The organism is Veillonella sp. T11011-6, from assembly GCF_002959755.1.
Taxonomy (GTDB): Bacteria; Bacillota; Negativicutes; order Veillonellales; family Veillonellaceae; genus Veillonella.
Window position 1 is genome coordinate 33,506 of the sequence record NZ_PPCW01000003.1, and the last position, 16,818, is coordinate 50,323.

The 16,818-nt window shown below is 38.4% G+C and carries 16 protein-coding genes and 2 pseudogenes; 15 read left to right on the forward strand and 3 right to left on the reverse strand.

The genetic code is table 11. The features are described from left to right. The 13 genes from leuC (at position 1) to VRHSUH10_RS04270 (ending at position 13,796) form a co-directional block, all read left to right on the forward strand. Positions 1-1,260, forward strand: a complete 1,260-nt coding sequence (gene leuC, locus VRHSUH10_RS04210) for a 3-isopropylmalate dehydratase large subunit (protein WP_105089573.1) — start codon at positions 1-3, stop codon at positions 1,258-1,260. A 1-nt stretch (position 1,261) separates the two neighbouring features. Next, the gene (locus tag VRHSUH10_RS04215; protein ID WP_005387442.1) at positions 1,262-1,753 is read left to right on the forward strand and encodes a 3-isopropylmalate dehydratase small subunit; all 492 of its coding nucleotides are present in this window, start codon (positions 1,262-1,264) and stop codon (positions 1,751-1,753) included. Positions 1,754-1,780: 27 nt separating this feature from the next. Then, on the forward strand, positions 1,781-2,851 hold the full coding sequence (leuB, locus tag VRHSUH10_RS04220) for a 3-isopropylmalate dehydrogenase (protein WP_105089574.1): 1,071 nt from the start codon (positions 1,781-1,783) through the stop codon (positions 2,849-2,851). A gap of 144 nt (positions 2,852-2,995) precedes the next feature. Next, the gene (locus VRHSUH10_RS04225; RefSeq protein WP_105089575.1) at positions 2,996-3,325 is read left to right on the forward strand and encodes a multidrug efflux SMR transporter; all 330 of its coding nucleotides are present in this window, start codon (positions 2,996-2,998) and stop codon (positions 3,323-3,325) included. A 23-nt stretch (positions 3,326-3,348) separates the two neighbouring features. After that, positions 3,349-3,888, forward strand: a complete 540-nt coding sequence (locus VRHSUH10_RS04230) for a hypothetical protein (RefSeq protein WP_105089576.1) — start codon at positions 3,349-3,351, stop codon at positions 3,886-3,888. 320 nt (positions 3,889-4,208) lie between these two features. Further along, entirely contained in the window at positions 4,209-5,396 is a 1,188-nt protein-coding gene (locus VRHSUH10_RS04235) for an MBL fold metallo-hydrolase (RefSeq protein ID WP_105089577.1), read from the forward strand. 683 nt (positions 5,397-6,079) lie between these two features. Next, positions 6,080-8,047 (forward strand): S-layer homology domain-containing protein, encoded by a 1,968-nt coding sequence (locus tag VRHSUH10_RS04240; RefSeq protein WP_105089578.1) that lies wholly within the window; start codon positions 6,080-6,082, stop codon positions 8,045-8,047. 343 nt (positions 8,048-8,390) lie between these two features. After that, positions 8,391-8,876 (forward strand): GNAT family N-acetyltransferase, encoded by a 486-nt coding sequence (locus VRHSUH10_RS04245; RefSeq protein ID WP_005387448.1) that lies wholly within the window; start codon positions 8,391-8,393, stop codon positions 8,874-8,876. Positions 8,877-9,077: 201 nt separating this feature from the next. After that, positions 9,078-9,827 (forward strand): DUF969 domain-containing protein, encoded by a 750-nt coding sequence (locus tag VRHSUH10_RS04250; RefSeq protein WP_105089579.1) that lies wholly within the window; start codon positions 9,078-9,080, stop codon positions 9,825-9,827. Position 9,828: 1 nt separating this feature from the next. After that, positions 9,829-10,758, forward strand: a complete 930-nt coding sequence (locus VRHSUH10_RS04255) for a DUF979 domain-containing protein (protein WP_105089580.1) — start codon at positions 9,829-9,831, stop codon at positions 10,756-10,758. A gap of 142 nt (positions 10,759-10,900) precedes the next feature. Beyond that, complete coding sequence (gene pcp / locus VRHSUH10_RS04260; protein WP_105089581.1) at positions 10,901-11,554, forward strand: pyroglutamyl-peptidase I; 654 nt, start codon at positions 10,901-10,903, stop codon at positions 11,552-11,554. Between the two features lie 183 nt (positions 11,555-11,737). Further along, positions 11,738-13,066: an S-layer homology domain-containing protein gene (locus VRHSUH10_RS04265; RefSeq protein WP_105089582.1), complete on the forward strand. Its 1,329-nt coding sequence runs from the start codon at positions 11,738-11,740 to the stop codon at positions 13,064-13,066. A 331-nt stretch (positions 13,067-13,397) separates the two neighbouring features. Beyond that, the gene (locus tag VRHSUH10_RS04270) at positions 13,398-13,796 is read left to right on the forward strand and encodes a hypothetical protein (RefSeq protein WP_105089583.1); all 399 of its coding nucleotides are present in this window, start codon (positions 13,398-13,400) and stop codon (positions 13,794-13,796) included. Between the two features lie 54 nt (positions 13,797-13,850). Here VRHSUH10_RS04270 and VRHSUH10_RS04275 read toward each other — a convergent pair. The 3 genes and pseudogenes from VRHSUH10_RS04275 to VRHSUH10_RS09610 form a co-directional block, all read right to left on the reverse strand. After that, positions 13,851-14,054 (reverse strand): annotated as a pseudogene (locus VRHSUH10_RS04275) (substrate-binding domain-containing protein); the annotation flags it as partial. A 388-nt stretch (positions 14,055-14,442) separates the two neighbouring features. After that, positions 14,443-15,099, reverse strand: coding sequence for an NAD(P)H-binding protein (locus VRHSUH10_RS04280; protein ID WP_105089584.1), 657 nt, complete (start codon positions 15,097-15,099; stop codon positions 14,443-14,445). 248 nt (positions 15,100-15,347) lie between these two features. Further along, positions 15,348-15,410: pseudogene (locus tag VRHSUH10_RS09610) on the reverse strand (putative holin-like toxin); the annotation flags it as partial. A 33-nt stretch (positions 15,411-15,443) separates the two neighbouring features. On the opposite strand from VRHSUH10_RS09610, the gene VRHSUH10_RS09575 reads away from it, so the two are divergent. Both VRHSUH10_RS09575 and VRHSUH10_RS04290 read left to right on the forward strand, forming a co-directional pair. Further along, entirely contained in the window at positions 15,444-15,575 is a 132-nt protein-coding gene (locus VRHSUH10_RS09575) for a hypothetical protein (RefSeq protein ID WP_255403552.1), read from the forward strand. A gap of 179 nt (positions 15,576-15,754) precedes the next feature. Continuing rightward, positions 15,755-16,690: an Abi family protein gene (locus VRHSUH10_RS04290; RefSeq protein ID WP_105089585.1), complete on the forward strand. Its 936-nt coding sequence runs from the start codon at positions 15,755-15,757 to the stop codon at positions 16,688-16,690. The last annotated feature ends 128 nt before the right edge of the window (positions 16,691-16,818 follow it).

Consider the following 16,818-nt stretch of genomic DNA (forward strand, 5'->3'; position numbering starts at 1 on the left):
ATGGGTATGACCATTACTGAAAAGAATATGGCTCGCCACGCGGGTCTTGATGTTGTAAAACCAGGCCAAATCATCGAATGTCATTTGGACGCTGTTTTGATGAACGACATCACATTCCCACCAGCGCGTAAAGAGTTCTTAAAAATCGGCAAACCTGTATTTGACCGTCATAAAATCTACTTGGTGCCTGACCATTTCACACCAAATAAAGATATTCAATCCGCTACACAAGCAAAAGTCATGCGCGACTTCGTACGCGAACATGGCATTACAAATTACTTTGAAGTCGGTAGAATGGGTATTGAACACGTTATTTTGCCAGAAAAAGGTCTTATCGGTCCTGGCGAAATGATGATTGGCGCTGACTCCCACACTTGTACATATGGTGCAGTAAATGCATTCTCCACAGGCGTAGGCTCCACTGATGCGGGCGTTGCTATGGCAGAAGGTAAAACTTGGTTCAAAGTACCTGAAACTATTAAGGTTGAGCTTATTGGCAAACCTAACAAATGGGTAACTGGTAAAGACGTAATTCTTGATTTGATCGGTCAAATCGGTGTAGATGGCGCTCGTTACATGGCCCTTGAATTCGCTGGTGAAGGCGTACAACACATGACTATGGCTGATCGCCTTACAATCTGTAACATGGCTATCGAAGCAGGCGGTAAATGTGGCGTATTCCCTTACGATGCAGTAACTGAAGAATACATCAAAGGTCGCGTAAATCGTCCTGTAGAACCTATTAATGCTGACCCTGATGCAGTATATGCCCAAACAATTACAATTGACTTGTCCAAATTGCAACCAGTGGTAGCATTCCCTCATTTGCCATCCAATACACATTACATCAACGAAATCGACAAAGATATTAAAATTGACCAAGTTATCATCGGTTCTTGTACAAATGGCCGTTACGAAGACTTGGTGGCAGCTGCAGAGATCTTCAAAGGTCGCAAAGTAGCTCCATTCGTTCGTTGTATCGTAATTCCTGGTTCCCAAGATGTATACGATCAAGCTATGAAAGATGGTTTATTGGACATCTTCATTCAAGCTGACTGCGCAGTGTCCACGCCAACATGTGGCCCTTGCCTAGGTGGTTATATGGGTATCATGGCTGAAGGGGAACGTACAGTTTCCACAACAAACCGTAACTTCCGTGGTCGTATGGGTCACGTTGATTCTGAAGTATATTTGGCAAGCCCTTACGTGGCGGCAGCAAGTGCTGTATTAGGCCGCATTGCAGGCCCTGAGGAGGTTTAATATGGATTTTGAAAGCAAAAAAATCTGGCGCTACGGCGACGATGTAGATACAGACGTAATCATTCCAGCTCGTTACTTGGCAATTGCTGATTGGAACGAATTGGCAGAACATGCGATGGAAGATATTGATACAACTTTTGCACCTAATGTGAAAGCTGGCGAAATCATGGTAGCAGGTAAAAACTTTGGTTGTGGTTCCTCTCGTGAACACGCACCAGGCGTTATCAAAGCAAAAGGCGTACCTGTTATCATTGCACACTCCTTTGCACGTATCTTCTTCCGTAATGCTATCAACATCGGTTTACCTGTAATTGAAATCGGTGAACAAGTTGATCGTATCGATGCAGGCGATGCTATCGGCGTAGACTTGTCTAAAGGTATCGTATATAACTTGACTAAAAACGAACAATACCAAGGCACTGAATTGCCACAATTCATTCAAGACATTGCGGCAGCAGGTGGTCTTGTGAACTTTGCGAAAAACCGCAAGTAAGGGTTTACTATATATTGGAGAGGTAATATGAGCGAAAAGAATATCGTATTGATCCCTGGTGATGGTATCGGTACTGAGATTATTGCTGCAGCGAAGGCTGTGTGTGATGTGGCTTTTGAGAAAGCCGGTGTAAAGGTTAATTGGATTGATAAAAAAGCGGGCGGTGCATCTATTGATGCATACGGTGTGCCTTTGACTGAGGATACTATCGAGGCTTGTAAAGCTGCTGATGCTGTGTTGCTAGGTGCTGTAGGCGGTCCTAAATGGGATAATGTAGATCCTTCTATCCGTCCTGAAAAAGCAATCCTTGGTCTTCGTAAGGAGCTTGGTTTGTTCTGTAACTTGCGTCCTGTAAAAATCTATCCATCTTTGCAAGAGTATTCTCCACTTAAAAAGGAACTCGTACAAGATGTAGATTTCGTTATCGTTCGTGAGTTGACTGGCGGTATTTACTTTGGTGAACGGGAAGAGGCACAAGGCGAAGGTGCTAACGAGTTCGCTTGGGATAAAGAAACTTACAGCCGTTACGAAGTAGAACGCATCATGGATATCGCTATGGAAACAGCTCGTAAACGTAACAAAAAGGTTGTATCCGTAGATAAAGCAAACGTATTGGCTTCCTCTCGTTTGTGGCGTAAAATCGCTCAAGAGAAAGCTGCAGCTAATCCAGATATCACAACAGATTACTTCTATGTAGATAATACAGCGATGCAACTCGTTGTAAATCCTGCACAATTCGACGTTATCGTGACAACAAACTTGTTCGGCGACATCTTGTCTGACGAAGGCGCTGTTATCTCTGGTTCCATCGGGCTTTTACCATCTGCATCCATGGGTACAGGCACAGCATTGTACGAACCAATCCACGGTTCCGCACCAGATATCATGGGCCAAAACTTGGCGAACCCATTGGGCACAATCTTGTCCGCCGCTATGATGTGCCGTCATTCCCTTGATTTACCACAAGTGGCTGACGCTATTGAAAAAGCCGTTGAACAAGTACTCGTTGATGGTTACCGCACAGGTGACATCTACCGTGAAGGTTTGAAGCGCGTTGGTACAACAGAAATGGCGCAAGCTGTAATTGAAAGTCTATAATCGTATATAACAAGGTTTTGAAAGTTCATAAAGTGAACTAAATCCTTTCAAAACCATATCATATGCTTTATAATATGAAAGTATTATATATTTAGACGTTATAAAAGAGAGGGCAAGTCCCTCTCTTTTTTGTAGGAGGGGGTTATGTTATCTTATTTTTTACTTGCCTTATCTATAGGGCTTGAGTTATTTGCAACGACAATGTTAAAAGCATCTGACGGGTTTACAAGGCCGTTGCAGACCATTGCGTGTGCGCTTGGGTACATAGGGTCGTTTTATACGTTAACCCATGTGTTGAAATATATTCCGCTGAGCGTTACCTATGCTACGTGGTCTGGCGTGGGGCTTGTTGTGACAACTTTGATTTCTGTCTTTATCTTTCACGAAGGCATTAATATTTACACTGTGCTAGGTATTGCTTTAATCGTAGTAGGCGTAGTGATCCTTAATTTGTGGGGAAATGTAGGACACTAGATATATTAACTAAGGAGGCCTTTATGAATTCTTCGATGTATCGAAATCTAACCATTACTGCTTTGTTGATGGCATTAGCCATCATGATTCCTATTATGATGCCTCTGAAAGTTGTCATTCCACCGGCGTCGTATACGTTGGCTAGCCATGTACCTATATTCCTAGCTATGTTCTTGTCTCGCAAGATGGCCGCTTGTGTAGTCATAGGTTCTACACTTGGTTTCTTTGTAGCCGGCTTCCCGCTTGTCATTGTTATGCGCGCGGCCTCTCATATCATCTTTGCCTTGATGGGGGCTTACTATATTAAACATCATCCAGGCGTATTGACTGGGGCGTTATCCTTTGCTGCTTTCAACCTTGTATGTGCCATCATTCACGCCATCGGTGAAGTACTTGCATGCCTCTTGTTCTATACTACGACTACAATGCCGAATATCGATCTTATCTACGTCGTATTCGTTCTTGTAGGTGGCGGTACCATCATTCATAGCATGGTCGATGGATATATTGCGTTATATATCTATAAAGCCATCCCTGGATTATCTAAGAATGGAAATCAATAGTCGGACGTTATCCTAGATTATCTAAGCTAGATAATAAACAATCCACTATTAAAACTGTATATAGTCGTAACCACTCATGGGAAATCCATTGTACGCTAATGTACAGCATATGATTTCCTATGAGTGGTTTTTTATAATAATTCTCAAATCTGTACCTACAGATACAGACTTAATAATGCGATATGGGTATAATAAAGCCATAGTTAATGACCAAGTTGTGATATATGCATAGCAGTATAGATAGTTCTATACATAGATACCACATAGGCCATAAATATTGTTGATTGTGAAAGACTTTCACAAGAATTATGGAGGTTATTATGAGAAAGCATATAAAAAATAACGTATCTTGGGTTGGTAAAATTGACTGGGAATTACAAGAGTTCCACGGTTCAGATTACAGCATTAACAATGGCTCTAGCCAAAATGCGTATTTGATTGAAGAGGAAAAGACAGTCCTCATCGATACTGTGTGGAAACCTCATTCCACAGAATTTATTGATAACTTGGAATCTGAAATTGATTTAAACAAGATTGATTTCATCGTATGTAACCACGGCGAAGTCGATCACAGTGGTTCTTTGCCAGCATTGATGGAGAAAATTCCTAATACTCCGATTTACTGTACAGAAAACGCTGTTAAGTCCTTGGTTGGTCAATACCATCATCCAGAATGGAATTTTAAAACTGTGAAAACAGGGGATTCCGTAGATATCGGCAACGGTAAATCTTTGGTATTCGTAGAAATGCGCATGCTCCATTGGCCTGACTCTATGGCAACCTATATGACTGGCGACAATATTTTGTTCTCTAACGATGCGTTTGGACAACATTTTGCGGTAGAAGAATTGTGGGCCGATAAGGCTGATCAATGTCGTCTATGGGCAGAGGCGATGAAATATTACGCCAATATTTTGAATCCATTCTCTCCATTGGTAAAAGCTAAGGTTGAAGAAATTCAAAAGCTGAACTTGCCAATTGATATTATCGCTACTAGCCATGGTGCAATTTGGCGTGAAAATCCATTGCAAATCGTAGAGAAATACTATGAGTGGTCTCAAGCATACCAAGAAGATCAAATTACAGTCGTATATGACACTATGTGGGATGGTACAAAGAAATTAGCCCATAAAATTGCTGATGAGATTGCTAAACAATCTCCTGATACACGGGTTAAGATCTTTAATATCAGTAAAACAAATAAAAACGACATCATGACAGAAGTATTCAAATCAAAAGCGATTGCCGTTGGTTCTCCGACAGTAGGGAATAGTGTTATCTCTTCTGTAGCTGGTTGGCTCGACTTTTTGCGTGAATTGAAGTTTAAAAATAAAAAGGCTGCCGTATTTGGTACCTACGGTTGGTCTGGTGAATCTACGAAGGTACTTCGTGAAGAATTAACTAAATATGGATTCTCTGTTGTTGAACCAGAAATTAAATGTAACTGGAACCCAGATGCAGATGATTTTGGTAAAGCAGAAGAACTTGTAAAAGCCTTGTTGGCTTAATATATAAAAGCTCCTAACGTTCATGTAACGTAGGAGCTTTTTGATTTTTATGATAGCTATGGAAAGAATATGGATGCTGTATATATAGATTAAGCCTTGTTTTGTAAACTTATGCGGATATTTTGGGTGATATATGTATACTTATTAACTTATTTAAGTAGATGTAGAATACTATTAAGAATAAATATAAAATTATTATAAAATTCAGAAAAATGATTAATTATTCTCTTATTAGAATTTCAGAAAGAGTTCATGAAATTAATATGAATAAGGACTGATAGGCTATTTGAAATATTTATAAAACTTATTAAAGCGACGATTATTTATAAGTTATACAAAATATATTCTGTAGAATCCTTAAAAAGCTGTGACTTTTCTTACTCATCATTAAAAATGATGAGTATATTAATACAACAAAGAATGCCAGTAATCATGCTATTTTTTGGAATTATGAAGAGTTATTAATGAACTTTATATGGGAAAAAGGCTTGTTTATATCGTAAAACTTTGATATGCTATGCGGGTAATCAACAATATAAATTTTTCTTAAATTGAATCGAATATATTTCTTATGTGAGACGTGAGAAGTATATTTTATCAGCCCGAGGAGAGAGGCGGAACTTAGAGAGGTTGAAAAATTGTATTGTGTTTGGTTAAGAATTTTAATTTAGTGAGGGTGTAAGATGAGAGAAAACAAACATTCCAAAAAATTAGCGTTTGCTGTATTGGCTGCTGCTGCAGCTGTAGGTGCTACTGTTGCTCCTGTAAGTGCAGCAACACCTGTATCTACAGCAGATGGTTTTATTTTTGCAGCCGTAGGTGATCAAGCTGGTCAAACCCCAGATACTACACATAATAGTATTTCTTATGGTACTGTTGCAAATGGTACAGCTACAAGCATTGCTGTAGGTCAAGGTAATTTAATTACAAGCGCTAATGGTTCTAGCAGTGCCTATGGTAACCAAAATACTATTAATGGTAACCAAGCTAATGCATTCGGTGATGGTAATAGCGTAACTGGTGCATTCGCACAAGCATTTGGTGATAGCAATGTAATTAGTGGTACAAATGCGATTGGTTATGGTTATAACAATACTGTAGCTGGTACAACTACAAACTACCGTGATCGTACTTTCGATAATGAACCAGATTCTGCTACACTTTTGAACGGCTCTTGGAATAGTAATTCCGTAGCAATCGGTTCTGAAAATACTGCATTAGGTAGCTCTGCATTAGCAGTCGGCAATAAGGCTCAAGCGAGTATGAGCGAATCCATTGCTATCGGTCATGAAGCTCAAGCTGACAAAACTTGGGGTATTGCAATCGGTACTCGTGCAACTGCTTCCGATGTACGTTCTTTAGCTCTTGGTCACCAAGCAAAATCTACTGGTTACAAAGCTAATGCAATCGGTGCTGATGCTACAGCAAATGGCAACCATGCTAATGCAATTGGTTCCTCTGCAACAGCTACTGGTGATCATGCACAAGCATTCGGCGCTGGTGCACAAGCAACAGGCGTACGTACTAATGTATTTGGTTCTGATGCAGCTGCAACTGCTGATTACAGCATTGCAATCGGTAACAAAGCTAATGCATCCACTGCAAACTCCATTGCATTAGGTGCTAACTCTACTACTCGTTCTGCTACTAACGTAACTAACGCAACAGTAGCTGGTCATACATATGGTGGCTTCGCAGGCACTAGCCCTGTAGGCTCTGTATCCGTTGGTAAAGCTGGTGAAGAACGCCAAATCCACAACGTAGCAGCTGGTAAAATTTCCGCTGACTCCACAGATGCTGTAAACGGTAGCCAATTGTACTCCGTAGCAAATGATTTGCAAACTCAAATCAACAATTCCACACCAGGTGCAATCAACAATAACATCAATAACTTGAATAACCGTGTTGGTAATGTTGAAAAACGTGTTAATAAAGTGGGTGCAGGTTCTGCTGCATTGGCTGCTTTACATCCATTGGACTTCAACCCAGATGACAAATGGACAATCGCTGCTGGTTATGGTCACTACCACAATGCTAACTCCGCTGCATTGGGCGCTTTCTACCGTCCTAACGAAGACACAATGTTCTCCGTTGGTGGTACTGTAGGTACTGGCGAAACTCAATTGAACGCTGGCGTATCTCTTCGTCTTGGTAAACGTGCCCCTGAGTCCCGCTCTCGCGTAGCTATGGGTCGTGAAATTGCTGAATTGAACGCACGTCTTCAAGATATGGAAAACAAATATAACAACTTGTTACAAATCTTGACTCCACATGCAATTGATCCTAGCAAAACTGCTGAATTCCCAGATGTTCCTCGTAATCACTGGGCTTACCAATACATTAGCCAATTGGCTGGTAATGGTATCCTTGTTGGCTACCCTGATGGCACATTCAAAGGCGATGTTAAAATGACTCGTTATGAATTCGCAACAATGTTGTACCGTGCACTTCAAAATGGTGCTCCTATCGATGACAACATGAAACGTGCTATGAACGAATTTGGTCCTGAATTACAAAATATTCGTCTTAACCACTACCGTGTTGACCGTATTTCTGGTGCTGACAACGATCGTCATAAAACAGAACGTGTTCGCGTTAACAACGAACCTAAAAACCAACGCGACGTATACGGTTCCCGTATTAACCAATAATACGTTGATAACAACTTCCCCTCGAGCTTGTGAAAGCTCAAAAACAGGATGTATCCTAGTGATACATCCTGTTTTTTTATGCTTATATAGAATTGATATATTAACCCTGAAATATAAATAGTGAAATTAATATTTATACATCTTATGTATGTTGGATAACTTTTATAATAGAAAAATACTAGTATTACAATATGTTATTCTGTGTTTTCTTATTGGGTATAAAAACTTCATATAATATTTATGTAAAAATCTTGAAAGTAAATACATATAGGTGTATAATAACGTTCATAAGTAATAAATATACATAGTTTATGAATAAAAATATAGATATGAGGGAAAGACCATGAAAGAATTTAGACAATTAACTGTAGCAGATACAGCGGAATATCATAAGGTATTAATCGACGGCTATGCAGCGATTAAGGACTATCCGATTACATTCGATGCTATCGATTTTACAGAGGAAGAATCCAAAGAATGGATCGAGACCTATCCTGTATATGGATTGTATATTGATGGACAACTTGTAAGCTCTATTACATTCTGTATGCCGTGGGTGAAATATTCTACACCGGATAAATTTCCACACATCGCTCACTTTGTAACCGCACCAGAGTTTAAAGGAAAAGGTTATGCTCGGGAAACTCTTGGCTATGCTGAAGAATTATTGATTAACCAATTTAAAACGCCTGCTGTTACATTGGGGACTGCAAAAGAACATCCATGGTTGCCTAAAATGTATGAGTCCTTTGGCTTTAAGGCCTATGACAAAGTTCATTTTAGAGGTAAACAACATACTACCATACTTTTCAAAAAAGATTTATTATAGAAAGCAAACCTTATACACTACTTACCTTTGATTTAGAATGTCTTTATAATTCGACATAATAACAGAATCAAATGTAATTGATGTATAAGGTTTATTTGTTTATGCAAAAAATACATGTTTGGGTATATAATGTAAACATATGTAGTATGTCTATGGACTATGGGATAGGGTCATGGATGTTTTTTGAAAGGATGTGAGACTATGTTAGTCTTATCTGGTATTTTAGTGATGGTCATCGGTCTGATGCTGCGCTTTAATGCCTTGTTAGTTGTCGTAGCCGCAGGTTTTGTAACGGGCCTTGCAGGTGGTCTCAGTATCAACGATATCGTTGGTGCCATTGGGGAGGCTTTCGTTAAAAATCGTTATATGTCATTATTTATTTTGATTTTACCTGTTATTGGTCTTATGGAACGTCATGGCTTACGTGAACGGGCAGAAATTTTGATCGGTAAGATCAACGCTGCTACGGCTGGTCGTATCTTTATGATTTACTTATTTGTGCGCCAAGTAACTGTAGCTTTTGGTATTAACATGTCCGGTATGGTTGCCATGGTACGTCCGTTGATCGCACCTATGAGTGAAGCTGCAGTAGCTCAAGGTCGCCCAGTATCTCAACGTACTCTTGATAAGGTGCGTGGTATAGCTGCTTCTGCAGATAATATAGGCAATTTCTTCGGTCAAAACTTGTTCCTTGCCGCTGGTGGGTTATTGCTTATCAAAGGTGTTATGGAACAATTAGGCTATTCTGTAGAGTTAACAGATATGGTGTTATACGGATTGCCAACTGCTGTTTGTGCCTATATCGTTAACTTCATTCGCTTTATTATCTTTGATAAAACAATTCAAGCCTATGTAGCTCGTGACGAAGCGGATATGAAAGCTGGTAAATTAGTACCTAATGAATTTAATATCCTTGTTACACCAGAAGAATTAGCGAAAGGGGGCAAATAATATGTTAGAACTACTCTATAAAATGCAGCCCTTAGATTATGTATATCTTCTCGTAGGGATTATTCTATTTATCTTTGCCATTCAATCATTTTTAGATAAAGAACATAAATATCGCATTGGTACAGGCCTATTCTGGTTATTATACAGCGTATCTTTTATCTTTGGTTCTTATCTCTCCAAGGAAATCAATGGGTGGCTCGTAATTGCCATGGCAGTTATTGTCTTGGTGAAACAACTTGGCAAAGGCAATTACTTTGAATCTGCTATCGAATTTAAAAAAGGCGAAGCAGTTCGTATTGGTAATGTTATCTTTGTTCCAGCTTTGCTTGTTGGTATCATTACCTTCGTAATCGGCTTCTTTACTAAACTAGGTGCTCTTGTAGGTCTCGGTATCGCCGCAATCATCGCTATGTGTGCCGCTCTTTACATCACTAAGGGTAACCTTAACCAAGGTTTCCATGAAGGTCGTCGCCTTATCGATGCAATCGGTTGGACTGCTATTTTGTCCCAATTATTAGCGGCTCTCGGCTATCTATTTAATTTGGCTGGCGTTGGTAAAATTATCTCCAGTGCTGTCGCAAGTGTAGTACCAGCTGACAATGTATTCCTCGTTGTTGTAGCATACTGCATCGGTATGGTTATCTTCACAATGATCATGGGTAACGCCTTCGCTGCGTTCGCAATGATTACAAGTGCCATCGGTATTCCAATGCTCGTCGTAGCTCATGGTGCGAACCCAGCTGCTGTCGGTGCTATTGCAATGCTTGCTGGCTATTGCGGTACGTTGATGACTCCTATGGCTGCCAACTTCAACATCGTACCGGTAGCGCTCCTTGAAATGCGCGACCAATACGGCGTTATTAAAGCACAACTTCCAATTGCATTAATTATGCTCGTGTTGAACATTCTATTAATGTATTACTTTATTTAACCCTTTTCTGTGAAAGAACGATATTCTTATGAGAGCGGATGTTATATACAATCTGCTGTGATATGGTTTTAGTGTATGATTGTCCTTATGAAAACATGTGCTTATTGATATAAATCATAGAATTTCGTTATGAGGTAGTGTGATGAAAACAATTTTGATTACCGGTTTTGATCCATTCGGCGGTGAACCTATTAATCCTGCTTGGGAAGCGGTAAAAACAATGGATGGTTATACCGATGGTGACTACAAGGTAGTGACTCAAATGGTTCCTACTGTACGTTACAAATCTGTTGATACTGTGAAAGCTGCGGCTGAAGAGTGCCAACCAGATTTCATTCTATGTGTAGGTCAAGCAGGCGGTCGCCCAGATATTACAGTAGAACGTGTTGCTATTAACTGTGATGATTTCCGCATCCCAGATAATGGGGGCAACCAACCGGAAGATGAACCTGTTGTAGCCGATGGCCCTAGTGCATACTTTGCGACATTGCCTATTAAAAACATCGTTAACGCATTGCATCAAAATGGTATTCCAGCTAAGGTTTCTAATACAGCGGGTACCTTCGTATGTAATCACTTGATGTATGGTGTATGTCATTATGCAGCGCAAAAGGGCAATATCAAGGCGGGCTTCATGCATATTCCGTACTTGCCATCCCAAGTAGTGGATAAACCAAATCAACCAAGTATGGCTGTTGAAACTGTACGTGCCACACTAGAAACCATTGTTCACGTATTAGGTCATGGTGAAAGCTACAAGGCACAAGATATTAACTATACAACACCGCACGAATAAAAATCTCAGAAGTACTAGTGTTTACTTCTGGGGAGTGTGTAGTGATAGATTTAGCTTTCAATCACTATATAATGTAAGATTTAGTTCTTGAGTACTATGTTATTTCGGTATGTACTTGAGTACATAAAATAAATTTAATATATGAGATATTGTGTGATATCTATATGAGAGAAGGTCTTTTTAATGAATAAAAAGTTGGTAGCAAGTTTAGTTTCCTGTATGGTATTAGGTTCTGTAAGTGTGTATGCAGCCAATCCATTTTCCGATGTAGATGCTTCTAGTTGGGCGTACCAATCTGTTGAGCAATTAGCGAATGCAGGGATTATTAATGGGTACCCTGATGGAACTTTCAAAGGTAACAATCCTATTACGCGATACGAAATGGCTCAAATGGTAGCTAAAGCTATGGCTAACCAAGATAAAGCCAATGCGGAACAACAAGCTATGATTAATCGCTTGGCAGACGAATTTGGAAATGAACTCAACACATTAGGTGTACGAGTAGCCAAATTAGAAAATCAAGTAGGGAATGTAAAGGTGACTGGTAATTACCGTTTGCGTTACCGCGGCAGCGAGTTGAAAAATGATACCTATGCGTATGGTAAACATTCCTCCTTTGATTATCGTGCTCGTGTGATCTTCAATGCTAAGGTTAACGATAAAACTGATGCGGTTGTACGTATTCAAGGTTCTAGTGAATTCGGCAATAGCAATGCTACACAAGGTAAAATTAATCTTGCCTATGTAGATCATCATTTTGGTAAAGACACTACATTGCGCGTAGGTCGTCAACTCTATACACCAGGTCTAGGCCTTATGTATGATGATCTCGTTGATGGTGCTCGCCTCATGTACAAACATGGCAAGCTCGATGTATCTGCTAGTTATGGTTACTGGTTGGGCGGCGCTCCTACTTACCAAACTAGAGAAAATACAGTTACTGCAGCTATGGTTGAAGTTAAGGGTAAACTTAATAAACATGTTACTCTTGGTGGTATGTATGGTCGTTTCCATGATGGTAAATTGTACCAAGGCCAAGATGTGGATGCGTTGACAGGTAAACAAGTTAAATCCTTTATTGATTCTCCATACAAAAATATTTGGGGCCTCAATACAAATATGAACTTTAACCGTTGGAATGTATTCGGCGAATGGCTTACAGCTCCAGGCGTTTCCGATTCTCATGCTTGGATGGCTAGTCTTGGCTATGGTAACTATGACATTAAGAAAGCTCATACCTATAGCGTACGCGGTCAATACTACTACCAAGAAGGAAACTCCCCAATCTTCAGTAGTGCCTTTGCGCCTGCCTATAGCTTCTACAATCAACATTATGTAGATAATAAGGGCGTAGCTCATGTACGCAATGGTTTCAAAGGCTTCGTAGCGAATGTAAACTACGTACCATTCCAAAACGTATCTATCGGTGCTTACTATGGCTTCGGTAATAAAGACATGGACGGTAATAAATTAGGCGATTACTGGCGTACAGATGTAAACTTCATGTTCTAATATATGTTGTTTTCATAACACAAAAATGTTATATAAGATACATGATGTTATTTAACGAATCATGAACGCATCATGTTTATATAGCATGTAATAGTTATATAGCACATAATCTAAATAAAGCTCGAGTTATATCTAGAAAAGATATGGCTCGGGCTTTTTTTACATATAGTTACTATTTTATATGTAATCGTTATTGATAGTTTGTATGTAGTTATTATTTTATATTTTCTTCTATTGAATCATGGTTTTTAACTATTTATAGACACTATTTCGTTAATACATGTAATGTTATAATAAATAAAAATGTTACTGTTTGTGGAGTGGGAATAGGATGTATGAAATCGTAAATGAACCAAATTTAACAATTGCCTTTGATATGGATGTAGAGCTATCTGAATTTGGTGTGTTTGGCGTATATATTAAACGAGGCTATAATATCTGTTCTGGCTATATTGATCCTAGCGACTGGTCCGGGATTCGCAAAGGCTATCAAGAATTAGTTGATTTGTATGAGAACTGTAAAGGCAAAGCAACCTTTACCTATGTATTAACTGGAGAAGGGGATACCCTAACATTCTCGTTAGATCAAAAGGGTGCTTTGGTGATAGATGTAACTATCTGTACTACTTATAATTATAAATGTAATATGACAATTGAAAGTTTAGATCAAACATATTTGCCAAAATTCATTGAATTTTTCAAAGAATTTCTGGAACGAGAGCCGAAATAAAAAGAGTCGCATCAAAGGATGCGACTCTTTTTTGTACCCAGTTTCTATTTACAATTATTTTGTAACAACTTTAAGATCTACAGGGATTTTAGCTTCTACAGCTTCGCCTTTGATAGCTTTTTGAGCTGTATCAATAGCGATTTTACCCATTTGGTCTGGTTGTTGCGCAATTGTTGCAGCCAATGTGCCGTCTTTAACAGCTTTGTCTGCATCAGCAGTACCGTCAAAGCCTACGATGAAGATTGTTTCGCTTGCCGCCGGACATTTATCCGCGAGCACTACAATATCCATGTTGCAACTACCAATAACAACAATGCGATTCATAATAACTCCTTAATCAGCCTCAGCCCTAAGTGGGACTAAAAATGGATATCGTTAATTTTTATACATGGATTTTGAAATGATTTATACAACAAAATGTATATATAAATAGTATCGATAACCGCATAGGCGTTTACTTTCGCATATCTATTAGTATAACTTAATCATTTATTAGTATAGCCTAAATACGAAAGTTAATCTATATAAATAACTATAAAATATGGGAATAAGAAAAGGTATATCCAAAATCTATATTACATGAGTAAAAATGTACCGATTAGATTTTGGATATACCTTATTATTTAAGAATTAATATAGTTATATATTAGTGAAAGCTTGGCTTGTCGTAGTGCGTGCCTGGTTCGCCAATACCGATGCTTGCACGGTGGAATGGTGTTTCATCATCTACATGTAAGATATCGAAGATGGCTTTTACTACTGCTTCCCGTGTAACTTGGGCATCGTTAAATTGAACGCCTTCAGGGATTAGTTCATAATTTGTGTTTTCTGGATCATTGTAGAGCCATGTGAGGCGTAAGATTGTGTAGTTTAAATTGGATTCGCGCAACACATTGCGTGCTTGTCGTTCGCCTTGAACATAGCTAATAGGCAAGCTGTCGAAGGTCCATTTTTCAAGTGCTGCAGGGAATTCACCAGAAAGACCAGCCATAGAAAGGCCGATAACACGGCGTATATTTTTACGGCTCAATGCTTTCACAATAGCCGCCATATCACTGCCAGATTCCATAGCGCCTACGAATACGATCTCTGCATTTGTTACAGCTTCCTCTAATTTAGCAGGGTTTTGGAAGGATCCCTCGATGACAGTAACCCGTTCATGCTCTAAAATTTCTGGATGTAAACGCGTACTCAATTGGCGACCATATAATGTAAGGTGCATATCTGTATATGTTAATAATGTAGCAGTCAACTTTTGTGCAATTTGGCCAGCGGCCCCTAAAATTGTAATATATTTGTACATATAGACCTCCTATGTCCTAGGCATAAGTATTTGTATGCATTATATCACAACTATATGACGAGAAAGTGAGAATAGAAATTTAATTATGATAGTAAAAGTTAGTTTTCTCAGCTATAAAATAAAAGTAGATGTGGTATAATACAAAACAAGAAGAGCCAATTAACGTTCTGGAATGCGTTAGGCTCATCTCCTGGGAAATAAGAAAATGAGAAATGGCCTAACGTCCAATTTGGGGTGTTAGGTCATTCTTATTTTACAATAAGAATGACTAATGTTGCGAACGCAATCATTAATGATATGGCTTCAAATGTTTAGGACGAAATGGGAAGGGAAGATATATAATTATGGACATTCAAGATCATGAACGTGTAATGGCTACGATAAAACTTATGGGCGCTTTAAAGGCAGGTCGTAAATCTGGTGAAGAACAAGGATGGATTTCATCAGAGGAACTAAAGAATGAACTGGGGATTTAATTATGAATAATCAAATTAGCTAAGCACCACAAGCTAGAAAAGGCGGTTTAATATTCTAAGGATATTAGAATGTTTTTATTTTAAATGGGGCAGGTATAACTGCAAAGTGTTATAATTCTTTATAGGAAGTTTACTTTTGTTTGGTGTATGGTTATCGTTGTTTTGAAGGGAGCGGCTGTATGTCAGATGGTCCATTTTTAACACCAAGAGAACAGGTAGAGCATAGTATATCTAAAGGTATTACCTTTAATAATATTACTGAAGTAGAAACAGAACAATATTTAGTAGAGAATAATAACTATTTTAAACTTAGAGCCTTTAGGAAGAACTTTTTAAAATCTACAAAATCTGGAAAATATGTAAATCTAGATTTTAGCTATTTAATTGATTTAGCATGTATTGATAATAGATTAAGACGAATCATGTTAGAGATGGCTATTGGGATTGAGCATTTTTCAAAAGTTCATTTATTATCTGTCTTACAGCAGAATAATATTGATCCATATGATGTAGTTGAGGATTATATGAATCAGCTAGAGAAATCTAATTTTGAACAATTACAGCATGACTTATGGAAAAATAGTGGTAGCTTATATTGTGGTAATTTATACGCTAAATATATTGATGATGAAAATAAACGTTGTCCTGTATGGGCCTTTCTAGAAATGATTTCTTTTGGACAGTATTTATACTTCTACAAATACTGTGCAGACTTATTGCAAAATACTGAGATTACAGAACGATTATACTTAATGTATACCGTTAAAAGTTTACGGAATGCATGTGCTCATAATAATTGTATTATTAATGATATAAACTCTACACATAATAAAAGCATTAATGTTGATTTATCAAGAGAATGTGCTAAATTTATAAAATCGCCATCAAGCAGACGTAGACATTTGAGACATATTTCTACTTATCAAATCTTAACTACGATGTATGCTCATCAGAGAATATGTATTAGTACTGGTGTTCATAACCATATATGTGGTGAATTAGATGAACTTAAGCAACGCTTTTTCCGAGATAATGATTATAGATTACATGATAATATAAAAGCTACATTTGATGTGTTTATTAGAGCTATTGACACATGGTTCCACATAAGGTAATATTTAGGTACATAGAAAAACCATTTTTGGTTTCAAGCGGCAGCATCGTTAATTCGGTGTTGCTTTATTTTTTTATAGGCGCCCTCAAGGGCGCTTTTTTACATCTAAAATAGTATTTGTTTGTAATG